Annotated in this window: 15 protein-coding genes; 3 read left to right on the forward strand and 12 right to left on the reverse strand. The window is 70.0% G+C overall.

Annotation, left to right across the window (positions count from 1 at the left end; all coding sequences use genetic code 11):
* Nucleotides 1-7 precede the first annotated feature (7 nt).
* Both MMF98_RS20470 and MMF98_RS20475 read right to left on the reverse strand, forming a co-directional pair.
* The gene (locus MMF98_RS20470; protein ID WP_243309161.1) at nt 8-763 is read right to left on the reverse strand and encodes an alpha/beta hydrolase; all 756 of its coding nucleotides are present in this window, start codon (nt 761-763) and stop codon (nt 8-10) included.
* Nucleotides 764-818: 55 nt separating this feature from the next.
* A complete protein-coding gene (locus tag MMF98_RS20475) occupies nt 819-1,802 on the reverse strand; it encodes a LysR family transcriptional regulator (RefSeq protein ID WP_243309164.1) in 984 nt (327 codons plus the stop codon).
* 125 nt (nt 1,803-1,927) lie between these two features.
* Here MMF98_RS20475 and MMF98_RS20480 point away from each other — a divergent pair, with 125 nt between their 5' ends.
* From MMF98_RS20480 to MMF98_RS20490, 3 genes are all read left to right on the forward strand, one after another.
* A complete protein-coding gene (locus tag MMF98_RS20480; RefSeq protein WP_243309165.1) occupies nt 1,928-2,485 on the forward strand; it encodes a cupin domain-containing protein in 558 nt (185 codons plus the stop codon).
* 35 nt (nt 2,486-2,520) lie between these two features.
* The gene (locus MMF98_RS20485; RefSeq protein WP_243309167.1) at nt 2,521-3,486 is read left to right on the forward strand and encodes a Bug family tripartite tricarboxylate transporter substrate binding protein; all 966 of its coding nucleotides are present in this window, start codon (nt 2,521-2,523) and stop codon (nt 3,484-3,486) included.
* A gap of 66 nt (nt 3,487-3,552) precedes the next feature.
* Nucleotides 3,553-4,980 (forward strand): FAD-binding oxidoreductase, encoded by a 1,428-nt coding sequence (locus MMF98_RS20490; RefSeq protein WP_243309168.1) that lies wholly within the window; start codon nt 3,553-3,555, stop codon nt 4,978-4,980.
* A 62-nt stretch (nt 4,981-5,042) separates the two neighbouring features.
* Here MMF98_RS20490 and MMF98_RS20495 read toward each other — a convergent pair whose 3' ends face one another.
* From MMF98_RS20495 to MMF98_RS20540, 10 genes are all read right to left on the reverse strand, one after another.
* Entirely contained in the window at nt 5,043-6,911 is a 1,869-nt protein-coding gene (locus tag MMF98_RS20495; protein WP_243309170.1) for a hypothetical protein, read from the reverse strand.
* A 37-nt stretch (nt 6,912-6,948) separates the two neighbouring features.
* Nucleotides 6,949-8,247 carry a hypothetical protein gene (locus MMF98_RS20500; protein ID WP_243309172.1) on the reverse strand — a complete coding sequence of 433 codons (1,299 nt, stop codon included), beginning with the start codon at nt 8,245-8,247 and terminating at the stop codon, nt 6,949-6,951.
* Nucleotides 8,248-8,425: 178 nt separating this feature from the next.
* Nucleotides 8,426-10,603, reverse strand: coding sequence for a sensor histidine kinase (locus MMF98_RS20505; protein WP_243309182.1), 2,178 nt, complete (start codon nt 10,601-10,603; stop codon nt 8,426-8,428).
* Complete coding sequence (locus tag MMF98_RS20510) at nt 10,600-11,265, reverse strand: LuxR C-terminal-related transcriptional regulator (protein ID WP_243309184.1); 666 nt, start codon at nt 11,263-11,265, stop codon at nt 10,600-10,602. The genes MMF98_RS20505 and MMF98_RS20510 overlap by 4 nt, the downstream gene beginning before the upstream one ends.
* Nucleotides 11,266-11,323: 58 nt before the next feature.
* Nucleotides 11,324-11,815 (reverse strand): hypothetical protein, encoded by a 492-nt coding sequence (locus MMF98_RS20515; RefSeq protein ID WP_243309185.1) that lies wholly within the window; start codon nt 11,813-11,815, stop codon nt 11,324-11,326.
* A gap of 86 nt (nt 11,816-11,901) precedes the next feature.
* Nucleotides 11,902-12,381: a BON domain-containing protein gene (locus MMF98_RS20520; protein ID WP_243309186.1), complete on the reverse strand. Its 480-nt coding sequence runs from the start codon at nt 12,379-12,381 to the stop codon at nt 11,902-11,904.
* A gap of 48 nt (nt 12,382-12,429) precedes the next feature.
* Complete coding sequence (locus MMF98_RS20525; protein ID WP_243309187.1) at nt 12,430-13,353, reverse strand: ParB/RepB/Spo0J family partition protein; 924 nt, start codon at nt 13,351-13,353, stop codon at nt 12,430-12,432.
* A 17-nt stretch (nt 13,354-13,370) separates the two neighbouring features.
* Nucleotides 13,371-13,910, reverse strand: coding sequence for an RBBP9/YdeN family alpha/beta hydrolase (locus tag MMF98_RS20530; RefSeq protein ID WP_243309188.1), 540 nt, complete (start codon nt 13,908-13,910; stop codon nt 13,371-13,373).
* A 64-nt stretch (nt 13,911-13,974) separates the two neighbouring features.
* Nucleotides 13,975-14,745, reverse strand: a complete 771-nt coding sequence (locus tag MMF98_RS20535) for a ParA family protein (protein WP_243309189.1) — start codon at nt 14,743-14,745, stop codon at nt 13,975-13,977.
* A gap of 15 nt (nt 14,746-14,760) precedes the next feature.
* Nucleotides 14,761-15,375, reverse strand: coding sequence for a LysE family transporter (locus MMF98_RS20540; RefSeq protein WP_243309190.1), 615 nt, complete (start codon nt 15,373-15,375; stop codon nt 14,761-14,763).
* Nucleotides 15,376-15,396 lie beyond the last annotated feature (21 nt).

Here is a 15,396-nt window from a genome sequence, read left to right on the forward strand (position 1 = left end):
GGCCTGTTCACCCTGTTTTTACCAGATGCTCCATGACGAAAAGATCCACATCGCGGCGCTGCACGCCCTGCACCGCCGTGTGCCCGCCGGGGTAGACGCTGAGCCGCTTGTCCTGCGGCGCCAGCCGCTCGAACAGCGCGATCTGGCCCTGGCGGTCGAAGAGCTCGTCGTCCCATTTCTGCTGGAACAGCACCGGGCAGGCGACGTTCTGCGCGTCCTGCGCGAGGCGCTCGGAGTTGGGGTACGACAAGCCCCACATGCCGATCGCGGCGGCCCGCACGGCGGGCTCGCGCGCGAGCAAAGGCAGCCCGTAGGCGGTGCCCATGGACTGGCCGACCCAGACGATGCGCGTGGCGTCCACCGCGTCTTCGCGGCTCAGCGCCGCCACCGTGGCGCGCCAGTCGGCCACCATCGTGTCCACGTGCCCGTGCTGCGTCGTCCACAGCGCCAGAAAGCGGTCCCGGGTTGCGGCGCGGTCGTCCAGCGCCGTGCCCGCGGGGCGGCGGCTGCCGTGCACCGGGCCGTCGATGGCGGCCAGGCACAGGCCGCGCCTGCACACCAGCAGGTCGACCCAGTCCATCACGTCGGCGCCGCGCTTGTGCGAGCCGCCGCCATGCTGGAACAGCACGAGCGGCCGGCGCGCCGCGGCCGGGCCCGCCGGGCAGAACAGCACGCCGGGCACGGCGCGGCCATCGGCGTTCAGGACGAATTCACGGGCGACGGTCTGGCCATCGGCGGCGGTTTCGGGGGCGGTCCATTGCATCGGCCGATTGGACCGCAGGGCCGCCGCCGGCGTCCATCAAGCAGCGGCAATGGTCTCATTCGACGTGGGCCATGCCCCGGCGCGTGGCGACCAGCAGCGGCACCTCGCTGACCGCGAGCGCATGGCTTTCTTCCAGCAGCCTGCGCATCTGCTCGCGAATCCACTGGTGCAGCCCCACCTGGTGGCTGCGCTCATGCCAGACCATGCGGCTGTCGATGTCGGGCGGCTCGAACGGCAGCGGCAGCAGCTGGATCGGCAGCATCTGCGCATAGTGGCGCGCAAGCCAGGTCGGCAGGGTGGCGACCAGCGCGGTCTGCGCCACCACGTAGGGCGTGAGCAGCACCGAGGACACGCGCATGGCCTGCTGGCGCCGCTGGCCGATGCGCGCGAGCGCTTCGTCGAGCGAGGCCTCCATGGTGGACATCAGCGCGAACGGCGAGCCGAACACCACGTGGCGCGCGGCCACGTAGTCCTGCAGCGTCATGCCCGGGCCGAGCTGCGGGTGGCCGTTTTTCACCACGCACGACAGCGACTGGGAAAACAGCGAGGTCGAGCGCAGCCCGTCGGCCAGGTGGGGAAAGTAGCCGACGGCGAGGTCGCACTCGCCGTCGCGTAGCCATTCGTGGACATGCGCCGGGTCGGGCAGGCGCATGTCCACGGTGACGCCGGGCGCGCATTCCCCGATCAGCTGCATCAACCTCGGCACCAGCATGACGCCCACCGAATCCGCCGCCGCGATGGTGACCGCGCCCTGTGCCTGCGCGGGGTCGAACGGGCGCCGGTCGGCAAAGATTTCCTCCATCGCCGACAGGCCCTTGCGCACCGAGACGGCGAGCTCGTGCGCGCGCGGCGTGAGCTGCATGCCCTGCGAGGTGCGCACCAGCAATGCATCACTGGTGAGCTGGCGCAGCCGCGCCAACGCGTTGCTCATGCCCGGCTGGCTCATGCCCATTTTCTGCGCCGCGCGCGTGACCGAGCCCTCGGCCAGCAAGGCCTCCAGGCAGGTCAGCAGGTGCAGGTCGATGTGTTTGTTCTCCAAGACGTTCCTCTTCGCTGCGGTGCAGCATCCATCGGGCGGATGGCTGCATTCGGCGGACTTGATTGCGGCACCGGGGGGCGAGTGGTCGAATCCGCTTCGTTCCATCGTACCAACAGGAGAATTTGATGCCCATCACCACCGTGCGGCCCGCGCCCGAAGACATGCAGCGCTGCGTGGCGCGCTTCTCGGAGCTGCAGCGCTGCGACACCGGCCTGCCCGACATGGCCCTGGACGGCTGCCACCGCGCCTTCCTCAACGTGCTCGGCTTCAGCCAGCCCAAGGGCGAAGGCCAGTTCTCGCCGTTCGGCGACCGCGCGCCGGCCCCGGTCTCGCATCTCAAGGCGGGCTTCGGCGTGTCCTTCATCTGCGCCCGGCCCGGCAACGGCGTGCTGATGCACACCCACGACACGGTGGAGACCTTCATGGTGATGAAGGGCCGCTGGAAGATCGAATGGGAAGGCGCCCAGGGCGTGGCGGGCGTGACGCTCGGCCCGCTCGACTTCATCGCCTGCCCGGTCGGCGTGCAGCGCCGTTTCGAATGCCTCGAAGCCCCGGCCGGCGGCGACGAAGGCCTGCTGTTGGGCGTGATTGCGGGCGATTCGCCCGCCGCCGAGATTTCACCCGAAGGCGTGCGCGCGCTGGTGGACGCCGGCATTTTCCCGCCGGAGCGGCTGACGGCCTGATTCCCCGAGAATTCACAGAACAAAGAGACAACCCCATGAAAAACTTCGCACGGGCCCTGCTGGCCGGCCTGAGCCTGGCCACGCTGGCCCTGGCCGCCCCGGCCCAATCCAGTTACCCCACGCGCCCGGTGCGCATCATCGTGCCGGCGCCTGCCGGCACCGGCCCCGACGTGATGGCGCGGCTGTATGCCGAACACCTGGGCCGCGCGCTGGGCCAGCCGTTCACGGTGGAAAACAAGGCCGGGGCCTCGGGCAACATCGGTGCGGAGTTCGTGGCCAAGGCCCCGGCGGACGGCTACACGATCTTCTACGCCTACAACCAGATCCCCACCATGAACCCGCACCTGTTCTCCAAGCTCGGGTACGACGCGGTGAAGGACCTGGCGCCGGTGACGCAGACCCTCAACACCGCCTACGTGCTGCTGGGCAACAAGGACCTGCCGGTGAAGGACCTGGCCGGCATGCTCGACTACGCGCGCAAGAACCCGGGCAAGGTGGCCTACGCGAGCTACGGGCCGGGCACGGCGTCGCATCTGGTGTTCGAGCTGATCCAGGACAACGCCAAGGTGCAGATGCTGCACGTGCCCTACAAGCAGGGCCAGGTCACCGACGTGATGGGCGGCCAGGTGGCGATGGTGTTCGAGCCGTTCCCGTCGGGCGTGCCATTCGCCAAGTCGGGCAAGGTCAAGGCCCTGGCCGTCACCACCGAGAAACGCGTGGCCGACCTGCCCGACGTGCCGGCCATGAACGAGGCTGTGCCCGGCATGAACCTGGCCGGCTGGCAGGGCGTGTGGGTGACGGCCGGCACGCCGCCCGAGGTGATCACGCGGCTCAACAGCGAATTCATCCGCATCACGCGCCTGCCCGAGATGCAGAAGCGCATCGCCGACTTTGCCTCGCAGCCCATGACCACCACGCCGCAGGAGATGGCGCAGGCCATCCAGCGCGAATCCGAGCAGTGGGGCAAGATCATCAAGGCCCGGCACATCGTCCTCGACTGAAGGCCCACGCGGCTGGGCGCCGGGCGGCCCCCGGCAGTAAACTCATTGATCCAGCCGGAGACACCCATGAACGCCCCCACCTCGATCACCCACCTCGTGCCCGACATCCACCAGCGCGAGGTGCCCCAGGCCCTGCTCGACGCGCTGAAAAGCCGCTTCGGCGCCAACTGCTCCACTGCCCTGGCGGTGCGCGAGCAGCACGGGCGCGACGAGTCTTCCTACACCACGGTGCCGCCGCCGGCGGCCGTGGTGTTCGCCGAGAGCACGCAGGACGTGGCCGATGCGGTGAAGCTCGCGAGCCAGCACGAGGTGCCGGTGATCCCGTTCGGCGTGGGTTCCTCGCTCGAAGGCCATCTGCTCGCGGTGCAGGGCGGCATCAGCATCGACGTGAGCCGCATGAACAAGGTGCTGTCCATCAACGCCGAGGACCTCACCGTGACGGTGCAGCCCGGCGTCACGCGCAAGCAGCTCAACGAAGAGATCAAGAGCACCGGCCTGTTCTTCCCGATCGACCCGGGCGCCGATGCCTCGATCGGCGGCATGACGGCCACGCGCGCCAGCGGCACCAACGCCGTGCGCTACGGCACCATGCGCGAGAACGTGCTGGGCCTGGAGGTGGTGACGGCCGCCGGCGAGGTCATCCGCACCGGCACGCGCGCCAAGAAATCGTCGGCCGGCTACGACCTCACGCGCCTGATGGTGGGCAGCGAGGGCACACTGGGCGTGATCACCGAGGTCACCCTGCGCATCTACCCGCTGCCCGAGGCGGTGTCGGCCGCGATCTGCTCGTTCCCAAGCATCGAGGCCGCCGTGCGCACCACCATCCAGGTGATCCAGCTTGGTGTGCCGATCGCGCGCGTGGAGCTGATCGACAGCAACACCGTGCGCATGGTCAACGCCTACGCCAAGCTCGGGCTGCGCGAGGAGCCGATGCTGCTGATGGAGTTCCACGGCTCGCCCGCCGGCGTGAAGGAGCAGGCCGAGACCGTGCAGGAGATCGCGAGCGAGCACGGCGGCAACGCCTTCGAGTGGGCCACCACGCCCGAGGAGCGCACCCGCCTGTGGACCGCGCGGCACAACGCCTACTTCGCGGCGATCCAGTCGCGCCCCGGCTGCCGCGCCATCTCCACCGACACCTGCGTACCGATCAGCCGGCTGGCCGACTGCCTGCTCGACTCGGTGGCCGAAGCCGACGCCAGCGGCCTCCCCTACTTCCTGGTCGGCCACGTGGGCGACGGCAACTTCCACTTCGGCTACCTGCTGAACCCGGACGACCCGAAGGAGCGCGAGGTGGCCGAGGACCTGAACCACAAGCTGGTGGCGCGCGCCCTGCGCCTGGAAGGCACCTGCACCGGCGAGCACGGCGTGGGCCTGCACAAGATGGACTTCCTCGTGACCGAGGCCGGCGCCGGCGCGGTGGACGTGATGCGCACCATCAAGCGCGCGCTCGATCCGAAGAACATCATGAACCCGGGCAAGATCTTCGCGCTCTGAGCTTGCCTGGCCGGCCAGGGCTGCGAGCCCGGGGCGCCGCAGGCGCCCGGGGGTGTCTCGTCTCAGGGCGCGGTGTAGGAGAACGTGCCGTCGGCGATCACCGTTGAAGCGTTGCGGCTGAAGCTGAAGACTTCGGCGGTGAACCGCCCCTTGATCGACGTGATGGCGCTGCCGCTCGTGGTGAGCTCCGTGATGTAGATATTGCAGTTGCCGCCCTCCTGGCTGCTCAGGATCGTGTTGGCATTGGTCTGCACCCTGACGTAGCGCCCGTCCCGCGCCCCGTGGACGCAGGAGTAGTTGGTGTTGGCCGCCACGGCGTTCCCCACCCTGATCTGCCACTGCTGGTTGCCCGCATAGGCGGTCATCGTGAAGCCGCTGGCGACATACAGGCCGCCGAAGGAGCTGACGTTCAGCGCCAGGGCCGGCCCGCCCGCACCCACCGTGCCGGTGATCTGGTTGGCGGCGATCGCATTCGTCAAGGCGCTGGGCGCGCCGATATCCGGCGGCGCGGCATCGCCGGTCTTGCGAAGCGTCACGCCGCGTTTGTTGCCCGAGGCGTTGCTCGGGCCGACGTAGTACTCCACGTCCTTGATGTGATTGGGCGTGTCCAGGTAGAAGACGATCTGGTCGTCGTCGTCCACGCCGCCCGCGCCATTGATGTCCGTCGACGAATAGATGCGCAGCACGGCGGCGGTCCCGCCATTGGGGTAGACCATGGTGACAGACACATTCGCCAGGGTGGGCCCGGCGCCGCCCGTGAAGGTCACCGCCCCGTCGGAGCCCAGCGTGAGGCTCGTCCAGGCCACGTCGTTGGCCGGGCCCGCGTACTGCTGGGCCTTGTTGTAGGTGCCGGCGACGGCCGCCAGCGTTGCCTGAACCGGTGACTGGGTCGCGCGGATCTGGCCCAGGAAATGCGTCCCGTCGCCCACGTTGATTTCGCTGAAGGTGCCGGAGTCGTTGTCGGTGAGCGCGTATTCGATGCCCGCTGCCGCGTCCCGCCAGATGGCCTCCGCCGTGTGGCCATTGCGGTAGAACGGGTTGGTCAGCACCTTGCCGCCGGGCAGGTTCAGGTTGTTGCCCGAGATCGACAGCGAAACGGCCTGCCCTTCCGTGAAGGTGCAGCCCGTTCCCGCGCAGCCCGCGCCGCTGCCTTTGTAGAACGAGAGGTTGTAGGTGCCGGCCAGCGCGGCATGGATGGTTGCCGTCGTCGTGCTGCCGCCCGAACTGCCGGGCGGCGTGAATGTCGTCGTGCCCCGGCTCAGCGCCGTGACGGCGGTGCTCAGGCTGCCGCCGCCTTGCAGGTAGGTGGCGACCTGCGCGAGGTAGGGCTGGTTCGTCGCATTGGGCGCCGTGGACGGCGTGACGCCGGAACTTGTGCCCAGCAGCGTGCCCGCCAGGGCGTTGAATTGCGTGTTGAACGTGCCGGCACTCAGGCCGGCGCCCGCCGCGCCAATGGCCGCCGTGGTCAGCGGCGTGGTGTACACCGTGGCGTTGCCGCTGGTCGAGACGGTGACGAGGGCGCGCATGGCGGAAGAGCCGAGGTTGAGCAGCGTGCCGCCCCCCGGGCATGCACCGGAGACGATGGGCGTTTCGTTGCTGCAGAACGTCCCGCCGGTGGCTTCGACCAGCAGGTCGCCGGACGTCCCGGCCGGGACCGCGAAGTTGTAGCTGCCGCTGGCAGGCGTCACATAGCAGCCGGCACTGATGGAGCCCGCCGCGCCCGCAACGGTAGACAGCATCACCTGCGCGCCCTTGGCGCCGCCGGTGATGGCATAGGCGCACACCGTGGAACCGAGCACCGGCCCCTTCACGACGGCGCCGGTGACGGTGGCGCCCCCGCTCGCCGCGGCCGGCGGCGCGTCGCTGCCGCCGCAGCCGGACAACAGGGCCAGCAGCGCGGCGGCGCAAGTCAACAATCTGATCGGTTTCATGGAAACTCCCTCTCAAGGTGGGTGAAGGCAAATGGATTCATTGAAGGGCCCCGGCAATGCCCTGGTTCATCGACACCAGGCCCTGCAGCGCCATGCGGCTCATGGCGGCAGTGTCCACGTCCAGCGTCATGTCCACGCGCTTGGACTGGTTGCCGGCCTGGCCCATGATCCGGCCCAGGGCCTGCAGGCCCTGCACGGCGGCGTCCTGCCGCGTGTCGTAGCCGCCGGTCTCGCGCATCGTGGCGAACTGGCCCGGCACCGGCAGCGCGCCCTGCACATTGAGCGTCTGGGTCTGGGCATGGCTTTGCAGCAGCAGCATGCGCGGCACGCCGGCCGCTTCCATGGCGGCAGAGGCGCTGGCGCTGGAGCCGCGGCGGAACAGCGAGGAGCCGCTGCCCGAACTCTCCTGCGCCGCCAGGTTGATGGCCAGCACCACCGAGATGGCTTCCAGGTGGGTCTTGCTGTAGGTAATGCGCTGGCCGATGTTGCCGGCGCCCAGGCCCGCGAAGCCGCGCGGGTTGAGCTTCATCCCGGTGGGCGCGAAGACCAGGTAGCGGCGCTTGCCGTAGCCCAGGTCGGCCTCGTCCGTCACCGGCGCGCCGGGCTGGCTGGCCTCCAGGTTCGCCTCGTAGACGGCCCCGCCTGCTTCCTTGATGATCGCCTCGGCCGGCTCGGGTTTGGCGCCCGCCGCCTCCAGCCGCTGCACGAAATCGGCATACGAGCGGTCCACCACCGCCTGCAGCGCCGCCAGGTCCAGCTGCGGCGCCTGGTAGTTGACCGTCATGCGCGTGGCGCCGTAGTCGGTGCCGCCCAGGTAGGCGGCGCGTGTGCTGGCGGTGATGCTGCCGCCCGTCTCGACCATCACGCGGTATTCGGACACGTAGTAGCGCTTGCCCTTGAGCGCGGCCGTGCCCTTGATGTGGCGGCTCGCGTCCAGCACCGTGACCGGGGCTTGCAGGGCGGCCTGCACATCGGCGGCGCTGGCCGGCGCGGGCGTGGCGGACATGGCAGGCGGGACGGACGCGGCGGGCGCTTGGGCCACCAGCCGGCGGAAGGTTTCCGGCGGCACGGGGCTGCCGGCAAAGCCCAGGTCCGACACCCTGCAGCCGCGCGCCACGAAGAGCTGCGTGAGGAAGTCCTTGCGCGCCAGGGCCTGCGTCGCGGCCTGCGGCGTGGACAGGACCGCGAGATCCATGCTGCCGATCTCGGCATGGATCTGCGAGCAGGCCAGCTCGCCGTCGGTCAGGCGCACACGCTCGATGGCCGGGGCCTGCGCGAAAGCGGCCGGCGCCAGCAGGGTGGCCAGGGCGGCACACCGCGATCGGGCGGAAAACATGGCGGGCATGGCGACTCCTGAGACAACGTTGGGCTGCAGACCGGGCCAATGTAAAAAGCCCGCCCCCCGGCCACAACCCCTCAATCGCAGGGGTGCGTGCTCCATGCAGCCGCGTTGGAGCGGCAACGGAATCGACTTCGAAAGAGGTGGCGGCCACCGAAGTGGCTGCTGAAGAGCCTCAGCGCGCCGCGCCGATGCGCGGCAGCGGCAGCGGCAGCACCACGCGGGCCAGCGTGCCCTGCGGTCCGCTGTCGAAGCGGATGTGGCCGCCGAGTTCGGCCGCGCGGCTGCGCAGGTTGGCCAGGCCGTGGCCCGTGCCGCGCGCGCCGTCGAGCCCGCCGCCGTCGTCGCGCACCGTGGTCAGCAGCTCGCCGCCCTCGCAGCGGATGTCCACGAACACGCAGCGCGCGCCGGCGTGGCGCAGCACGTTGCTCACGAGCTCGCGCAGGATCGCCATGTAGTTGCGGTAGCTGCCGTAGCCCAGCACCACGCCGTCGTTGTCGTCATGCAGCGGCCATTCCAGCGCCAGACCGGCGGCTTCGAGCCGGCGCGAGGTTTCGTGCCGCAGTTCGGCGATCACCGAGGCCAGCGGCATGCGCGTGCCCGTCAGGCCGTTGACGATGGTGCACATCTCGTTGATGGCCTGCTGGATCACCTGGCGCGTCTGCTCGACGCCGGTCTGGTGCAGGCTGGACAGCAGGCGCGAGCCCAGGTCGTCGTGCAGGTCGCGCGCGATGCGCGCGCGCTCCTCTTGCGCCCCCTGGTTGTAGGCGTCGCGGCTGCCGTCGGCGTAGCGCAGCATGTCCAGCACCTCCTCGGCCAGCGCGAGGTCGCGCGGCGCGAACAGCCGCCCGCCGCCGCCCGGGTAGCGCAGCACAAGGCCCGGCCCGGGGCCGGCGGCGGGCAGGACCAGGGCGAGGCCGTCGTCGACGATCACGGCCCGCGCGGCGGGGGCCGCCTGCTCGTCCATCTGCAGCGGATCGAACATCGATCGCAGCAAGCCGCGCCAGCGCGCCAGCCGCTCCTGCGCGCTGGCGGCCAGCGAGATGTCGAGCACGCGCCGGAACAGCTCCTGCTGGGGCGGGCGGCTGCGCTCCACCAGCCGGCCCCAGAGCCAGCCGCGCAGCGGCAGCCAGACGAAGCCGCAGATCAGCAGCGCCAGGCTCAGGGACACGGTGGGCGAGAGATGGAGCATCAGCAGCAGGAACAGGTCCAGCGCAAAAAACAGGAACGCGCCGGCCACCCACAGCAGGATGCGGAACCACCACTCGCCCAGCTCGAACAGCCGGAAGCGCAGGATGCCGAAGGCCAGGCCGCCGTACACCAGCAGGAACAGCAGGAAGCTGTAGCCCTGCAGCGCGGCCATGCTGATGCCGAAGATCTGCGGCACGAAGTTCAGCGCTGCGAAGATCCCGCTGCCCAGCAGCCATGACAGCAGGAACCACTGCAGCGCCGCGCGCGCCACCGGGTCGCGGCGCGTGGCGCGCCACTGCACCACGGCCAGCGCCAGGGTGGCGGCGAAACCGGCGAACACCAGCGAGCGCCGGCCCATGAGCATGGAGTCCACGAGCCGCAACTCCTGGGCCAGCCACCACAGCGTGTACAGGCCCAGCAACAGCGGCCCCAGCGCCAGGCGCCCGAGCCGGCGCGGGTAGTACCACAGCAGGGCCACCATGGTGGCGACGTAGATGCAGCCGCCGTAGAAGTTGAGGTCGCACAGCCAGCGGAACTGCTGCGCGGGCAGCGCCAGCTCGCGCGTGCTGTAGACGGCCGCGAACGGCGCGAACAGCAGCGTGCTCCAGCCGCTGAGCAGCAGGTAGCGCGCGCTGGCCTCGCGGCGCCGGAAGATCCAGACGCCGGCCGAGATCAGCCACGCGAAAAAGCCCACCGCCACCTGGACCCAGAACTCCACCGGCAGCAGCAGCAGGTGCCGCACCGGCTCGGGCTGGACCGGATGGACCTGCCCCTGGCTGTCGATGAAGCCCAGGCCCGGCCCGGCCTGCAGCGCGGCGAGGCGGTCCTGGCGCGCCAGCATCTCGTCGTACTCGCGGAAGGTCTTGAGCCCGGCGGCCGGCTCCTGCACGAAGTCGTGCGCCGTGAACGCCATGCGCCCGCCCTCGCCCTGCACGCCCGTGAGCACGGTGCCGGCGGCGATGGCGGCGGCCGGCCCCGAGGCCTGCAGCACCTGCGCGCCGCCCGCCGCGTCGCTCCAGCGCAGCTGCAGGCCCAGCCGGGGCTGCGACGCCGCCAGGGCCGTCACCAGGGCCACCACGGCCAGGCCATAGAACAGGGCCAGCGCGAGCCAGCCTCCGGGCGGCATGGCGCGCGCTGCCGCGCCGGCGCCCGCGGGCCTCATTCGATCAGCCCGCGCCGCACCGCCTCCATGGCGGCCTCGGCACGCGAAGAGATGTCCAGCTTGCGGTAGATGTCGCGCACATAGCCGCTGACGGTGGAGGCCGCGATGTCCAGCAGACGCCCGACCTCGGGCACGTTGTAGCCCTTGGCGATGAGCTGCAGCACCTGCACTTCGCGCCGGGTCAGCGCCACGCCGGCCTCGGCCGCGGGCTGCGGCGCGGCCCCGGACTGGAAGTGCTTCAGGATGCGCGTGGCCACCGAGGGCGAGAGCGCCGGTTCGCCCTGCTCGATGCGGCGGATCTGCATGGCCACCACCTCGCGCGGCTGCGACTTGAGGATGTAGCCCGTGGCACCGGCGCGCAGCGCCGGGAAGACGTAGGCATCGTCGTCATGGATGGTGGTCACGATCACCAGCGCCTCCGGCCGAGCCGCCACCAGCGCGCGGATCAGCACCTCGCCCGTGCCGTCGGGCAGGGCCCAGTCGATGAACGACAGGCGGTAGGCATGCGCGCCGATCAGGCTGCGCGCCTCGGCCACGCTGGCGGCCGTATCCACCTGCAGGATGCCGGGCAGCACGGTGGGCACCAGCTCGGCCAGCCAGCGGCGCGGCTCGTCCAGGTCTTCGACGATCAGGACACGGTCGACACAGGCAAGCGGTGACATGGTGGCAGCTTAAGGCAACGCCGGTGCGCAGGCATCCCCCGGATGATGGGGGAAGCCCCTATTTCTGTAGCTCGCCCATCTTGCAGCCCTTGGACAGGAAGAGCCCCGTCAGGTGCTCCTTGCGGCCCTGGGCCTGCTGCGCCATCTGCGCGCCCTGCTGGGCCTGCTGCTGCGCGCCGGCCTGCGCCACCGCCTGCTGGGTAGCCTGCTGCTGGGCCGCCTGCGCGGCGATGTTGCCGAACATGTTGCCCAGGCCGCCGAACCCCCCAAAGCCGCCGGTGCGCGCCGCGACGTTGGCCAGCGCGGTCTGCGCCACCGCGCCAGCCACGGCAGCGCCCTGGCCCGCGCCCGGATCGGCCGCGGTGGGCAGGGCCGTGGGCGCGGCGGCCTTGGCGATCAGGCCGTCCATCTGCACGATCTCGCCGTAGATCTGCTGGCAGCCGAGGTCGTTGTCGGTGAGGCGAACGCGCTCGATGGGCTGCGCGCCTACGGCAAGGCACAGGCCCGCAGCCAGGCCGGCAACGGCCGCGCGGGTTCGGGGTGATCGCATGGAAGGCTCCTTGAAAGCCGCCACGGTAGGCCCCCGCCCTTGCGATGTCATCCCCCGGTTCAGGGGGGTGGCGCAGGCCGCGCCCGCTATTTCGCCACGTCGTAGGGCGGCGGCTCGCCGGGCACGGCCAGGTGGTTGATGACGCCCATCACGTCGTCCACCAGTTGCACGGACTTCTCCAGCGCCTCGGCCTGCTCGCGCGACTGCACGCAGCCCAGCAGCGTCACCAGCCGGCGCTCGCCCACCACCCAGACACTGGTGCCGGCGAAGCGGCCGTCGCGCTGGATGTACTGCGCCACGCGCGGGATGATTTCTGCGTCGTAGAGATAGGAGTTGGGCAGCCGGCAGCGGCCCGAGTGGTAGCAGCTCGTGCCGTGCTGGGTGCGCACATGCTCGGCCGCGCGCGCCTCGGCCTCGGTGTAGAGCGGGCCAGCCGGCACCGGGCAGGCGGCGATGGCCGAGGTCACCTGCACGAACGGATCGTGGAAGGCGTTGCTGCGCGGCTGGGGCCAGGCCGGCATCGCGGCGGCCAGTGCAAGAAGAAGGGCGAGCTGCGGCTTTCGCATGCGCCCATTGTGACCCCGGCCGCCGCCGCCCACCAGAGCGGGCGAGCCCTACCCCCGCAGGCGCTCGATCAGGCCGTTGAGTTCGTCCAGCGAGCCGAACTGGATCGCCAGCTCGCCCATCTCCTCGACCCGGCCGTGGCGCTTGACGCGCTTCTTGACGCGCACCTCGACCTCGGCGGTGAGCAGGTCCGACAGTTCCTCCTCCACGCGCTTGAGGTCGCGCGACTTCTCCTTCTTGGGCTTGGGCGAGACCAGGTTGAATTCGGCGCCCAGTTTCTTGACCAGGCTTTCGGCTTCACGCACCGACATCTTCCTGGCGGCGATCTGGTTGGCGGCCGTGATCTGCGTGGCCTTGTCCAGCGCCAGCAGGGCGCGGGCGTGGCCCATGTCGAGGTCGCCGGCCATCAGCATGGTCTGCACCGGCTCGGCCAGGTTCAGCAGGCGCAGCAGGTTGGAGGCGGCGCTGCGCGAGCGGCCCACGGCCTGGGCCGCCTGCTCATGAGTGAGCCCAAACTCTTTCACCAGGCGTTGCAGGCCATGGGCTTCTTCGAGCGGGTTGAGGTCTTCGCGCTGGATGTTCTCGATCAGCGCCATGGCCGCGGCGGACTCGTCGGGCACGTCGCGCACCAGCACCGGCACGCTGTCCAGGCCGGCCAGGCGGGCCGCGCGGAAGCGGCGTTCGCCGGCGATGATTTCGTACTTGCCGTCGTTCGGGCCGCTGGTCAGCCGGCGCACCAGGATCGGCTGCATGATGCCCTGGGCCTTGATGCTCTCGGCCAGTTCGTACAGCGCGCCCTCGTCCATGCGGGTGCGCGGCTGGTAGATGCCGGGCACCATGTCGGACAGGCGCAGCGAGGCCGGCAGGCCCGGATGGTTGGTGGCGCTGGCGTCGGCGCCGGCGGCTTCGTCGACTTTCGGTCCGAGCAGTGCCTCGAGTCCGCGGCCCAGGCCCTTGGGTTTCTTGGTGACCATAGCTGTGTTTTTCTCTTTCAATCTTTCATCAGGTCGAGCAGCATCGCGTGGCCCTCGGGCCAGTCGCCCAGGCCGGTGTTGGCATTGATGTGGCCCCGGTGGCCGTAGTCGATGAAGCGCGAGCCCCAGGCCTCGGCAAAACCGCGGGCGCGCTCGAACGTGCAATACGGGTCGTCGTGGCTGCCCAGCAGCACGCTCGGAAACGGCAGCGCCTGCCGCACGACGGGCGACCAGCCCGGCAGCAGCGGGCGGATGGCCTCGCGCTCCACGTCGCCCGGCGCCACCAGCAGCGCGGCCTTGACGCGCTGCGTGTTCTTCGAGTGCGCGGCCCAGGCCGCCGTGTGGATGCAGCCCAGGCTGTGGGCCACCAGCACGGCGGGCTCGTCGCAGGACAGCAGCACGTCTTCGAGCCGCGCGATCCAGTCGCCGCGCAGCGGGCGCATCCAGTCGTGCTGCTCGACGCGGCGGTAGCCATGCGCCTGCTCCCACAGGCTTTGCCAGTGCTGCGGGCCGGAGTTTTCCCAGCCGGGCAGGATGAGGACGTTGGAGGGCTTCATGGACTATGAATTTGATAGCAGACAATGACCGCAGGACGCGGACATCCAGCCAATTTGGGGCTCATCACATCTTGCGGATGCGCTCCACCATCTCTTCGGCAAAGGCGATGAAGGCCTGCGCGCCCTTGGACGAAGGATCGAACACCACGCCCGGCAGGCCATAGCTCGGCGCCTCGGCCAGGCGCACATTGCGCGGGATCACGGTGTTGAACACCTTGTCGCCGAAATGCTCCTTGAGCTGCTCGCTGACCTGCGTCTGCAGCGTGATGCGCGGGTCGAACATCACGCGCAGCAGGCCGATGATCTGCAGGTCCTTGTTGAGGTTGGCGTGCACCTGCTTGATGGTGTTGACCAGATCGGTCAGGCCTTCCAGCGCGAAGTACTCGCATTGCATGGGCACGATCACGCCGTGCGCGCAGCACAGGCCGTTGAGCGTGAGCATGCTCAGGCTGGGCGGGCAGTCGATCAGCACGAAGTCGTACTGCGCGTCGACCTCGGCCAGCGCCAGCTTGAGGCGCCGCTCGCGGCGCTCCACCTCCACCAGCTCGACCTCGGCGCCGGCCAGCTCGCGGTTGGCGCCCAGCACGTCGTAGCCGCACTTCTCGCTGCGCACGCGCGCCTCGGCCACCGAGGCCGATTCGAGCAGCACGTCGTACACGGTGAGTTCGAGCTGGCGCTTGTCCACGCCCGAGCCCATGGTGGCATTGCCCTGCGGGTCCAGGTCGATCATCAGCACGCGCTGGCCGACCTTGGCCAGGCCCGCGGCGAGATTGACCGTGGTGGTGGTCTTGCCGACGCCGCCCTTCTGGTTGGCGACACAAAATATCTTGGCCATGGGTGGTGCTGCTTGTTATTTGGAGAGGGCCAGCTTGATGCCGAAGCCGACGAGGAAGACGCCGGCCACTTTTTCGAGCGTGCGGGTGATGAGCGGGTTGGCGCGCAGGCGCTCGGCCAGATGGAAGGTCAGCAGCACCACGGCCAGCCCGTAGGCGAAGGTCAGCGCGGCGATGGTGGCGGCCATCACGCCGAAGGTCAGCAGGCCCTGGTGCCGGGCTGGGTCCACGAACAGCGGGAAGAAGGCCATGTAGAACACGATGGCCTTGGGGTTGAGCAGCGTGATCAGCATCGCCTGGCGGAAGTAGTGGCGCGGCTGGATGTTCAGGATCGGCTGGGCGCCGGGCTTGGCCGTGAGCATGCGAAAGCCCAGCCAGGCCAGGTAGGCCGCGCCGAGCCACTGCACGGCATGGAAGGCCGTGGGGTAGGCCGACAGCAGGGCCGCCACGCCGGCCACGGCCAGCCACATCAGCACCTGGTCGCCCGCGATCACGCCCAGCGTGGCGGCCAGGCCGCCGAGCCGCCCGCCCTTGCTGGTGGAGGTGATCAGTGCCAGGTTGCCCGGCCCGGGAATCGCGAGAAAAAGAATGATGGCGGCGACGAACGCGCCGTAATCTGCAATGCCGAACATGGAAATTCCCTCAGGAGCCGA

Origin of the sequence: Variovorax terrae (genome assembly GCF_022809125.1) — a bacterium.
In the GTDB taxonomy this organism is placed as follows: Bacteria; Pseudomonadota; Gammaproteobacteria; order Burkholderiales; family Burkholderiaceae_C; genus Variovorax_A; species Variovorax_A terrae.

Coding starts and splice junctions, on each gene's coding strand:
- MMF98_RS20470 (WP_243309161.1), bottom strand. CDS start 763: ATGCAATGGACCGCCCCCGAAACCGCCGCCGATGGCCAGACCGTCGCC.
- MMF98_RS20480 (WP_243309165.1), top strand. CDS start 1,928: ATGCCCATCACCACCGTGCGGCCCGCGCCCGAAGACATGCAGCGCTGC.
- MMF98_RS20485 (WP_243309167.1), top strand. CDS start 2,521: ATGAAAAACTTCGCACGGGCCCTGCTGGCCGGCCTGAGCCTGGCCACG.
- MMF98_RS20490 (WP_243309168.1), top strand. CDS start 3,553: ATGAACGCCCCCACCTCGATCACCCACCTCGTGCCCGACATCCACCAG.
- MMF98_RS20495 (WP_243309170.1), bottom strand. CDS start 6,911: ATGAAACCGATCAGATTGTTGACTTGCGCCGCCGCGCTGCTGGCCCTG.
- MMF98_RS20500 (WP_243309172.1), bottom strand. CDS start 8,247: ATGTTTTCCGCCCGATCGCGGTGTGCCGCCCTGGCCACCCTGCTGGCG.
- MMF98_RS20505 (WP_243309182.1), bottom strand. CDS start 10,603: ATGAGGCCCGCGGGCGCCGGCGCGGCAGCGCGCGCCATGCCGCCCGGA.
- MMF98_RS20510 (WP_243309184.1), bottom strand. CDS start 11,265: ATGTCACCGCTTGCCTGTGTCGACCGTGTCCTGATCGTCGAAGACCTG.
- MMF98_RS20515 (WP_243309185.1), bottom strand. CDS start 11,815: ATGCGATCACCCCGAACCCGCGCGGCCGTTGCCGGCCTGGCTGCGGGC.
- MMF98_RS20520 (WP_243309186.1), bottom strand. CDS start 12,381: ATGCGAAAGCCGCAGCTCGCCCTTCTTCTTGCACTGGCCGCCGCGATG.
- MMF98_RS20525 (WP_243309187.1), bottom strand. CDS start 13,353: ATGGTCACCAAGAAACCCAAGGGCCTGGGCCGCGGACTCGAGGCACTG.
- MMF98_RS20530 (WP_243309188.1), bottom strand. CDS start 13,910: ATGAAGCCCTCCAACGTCCTCATCCTGCCCGGCTGGGAAAACTCCGGC.
- MMF98_RS20535 (WP_243309189.1), bottom strand. CDS start 14,745: ATGGCCAAGATATTTTGTGTCGCCAACCAGAAGGGCGGCGTCGGCAAG.
- MMF98_RS20540 (WP_243309190.1), bottom strand. CDS start 15,375: ATGTTCGGCATTGCAGATTACGGCGCGTTCGTCGCCGCCATCATTCTT.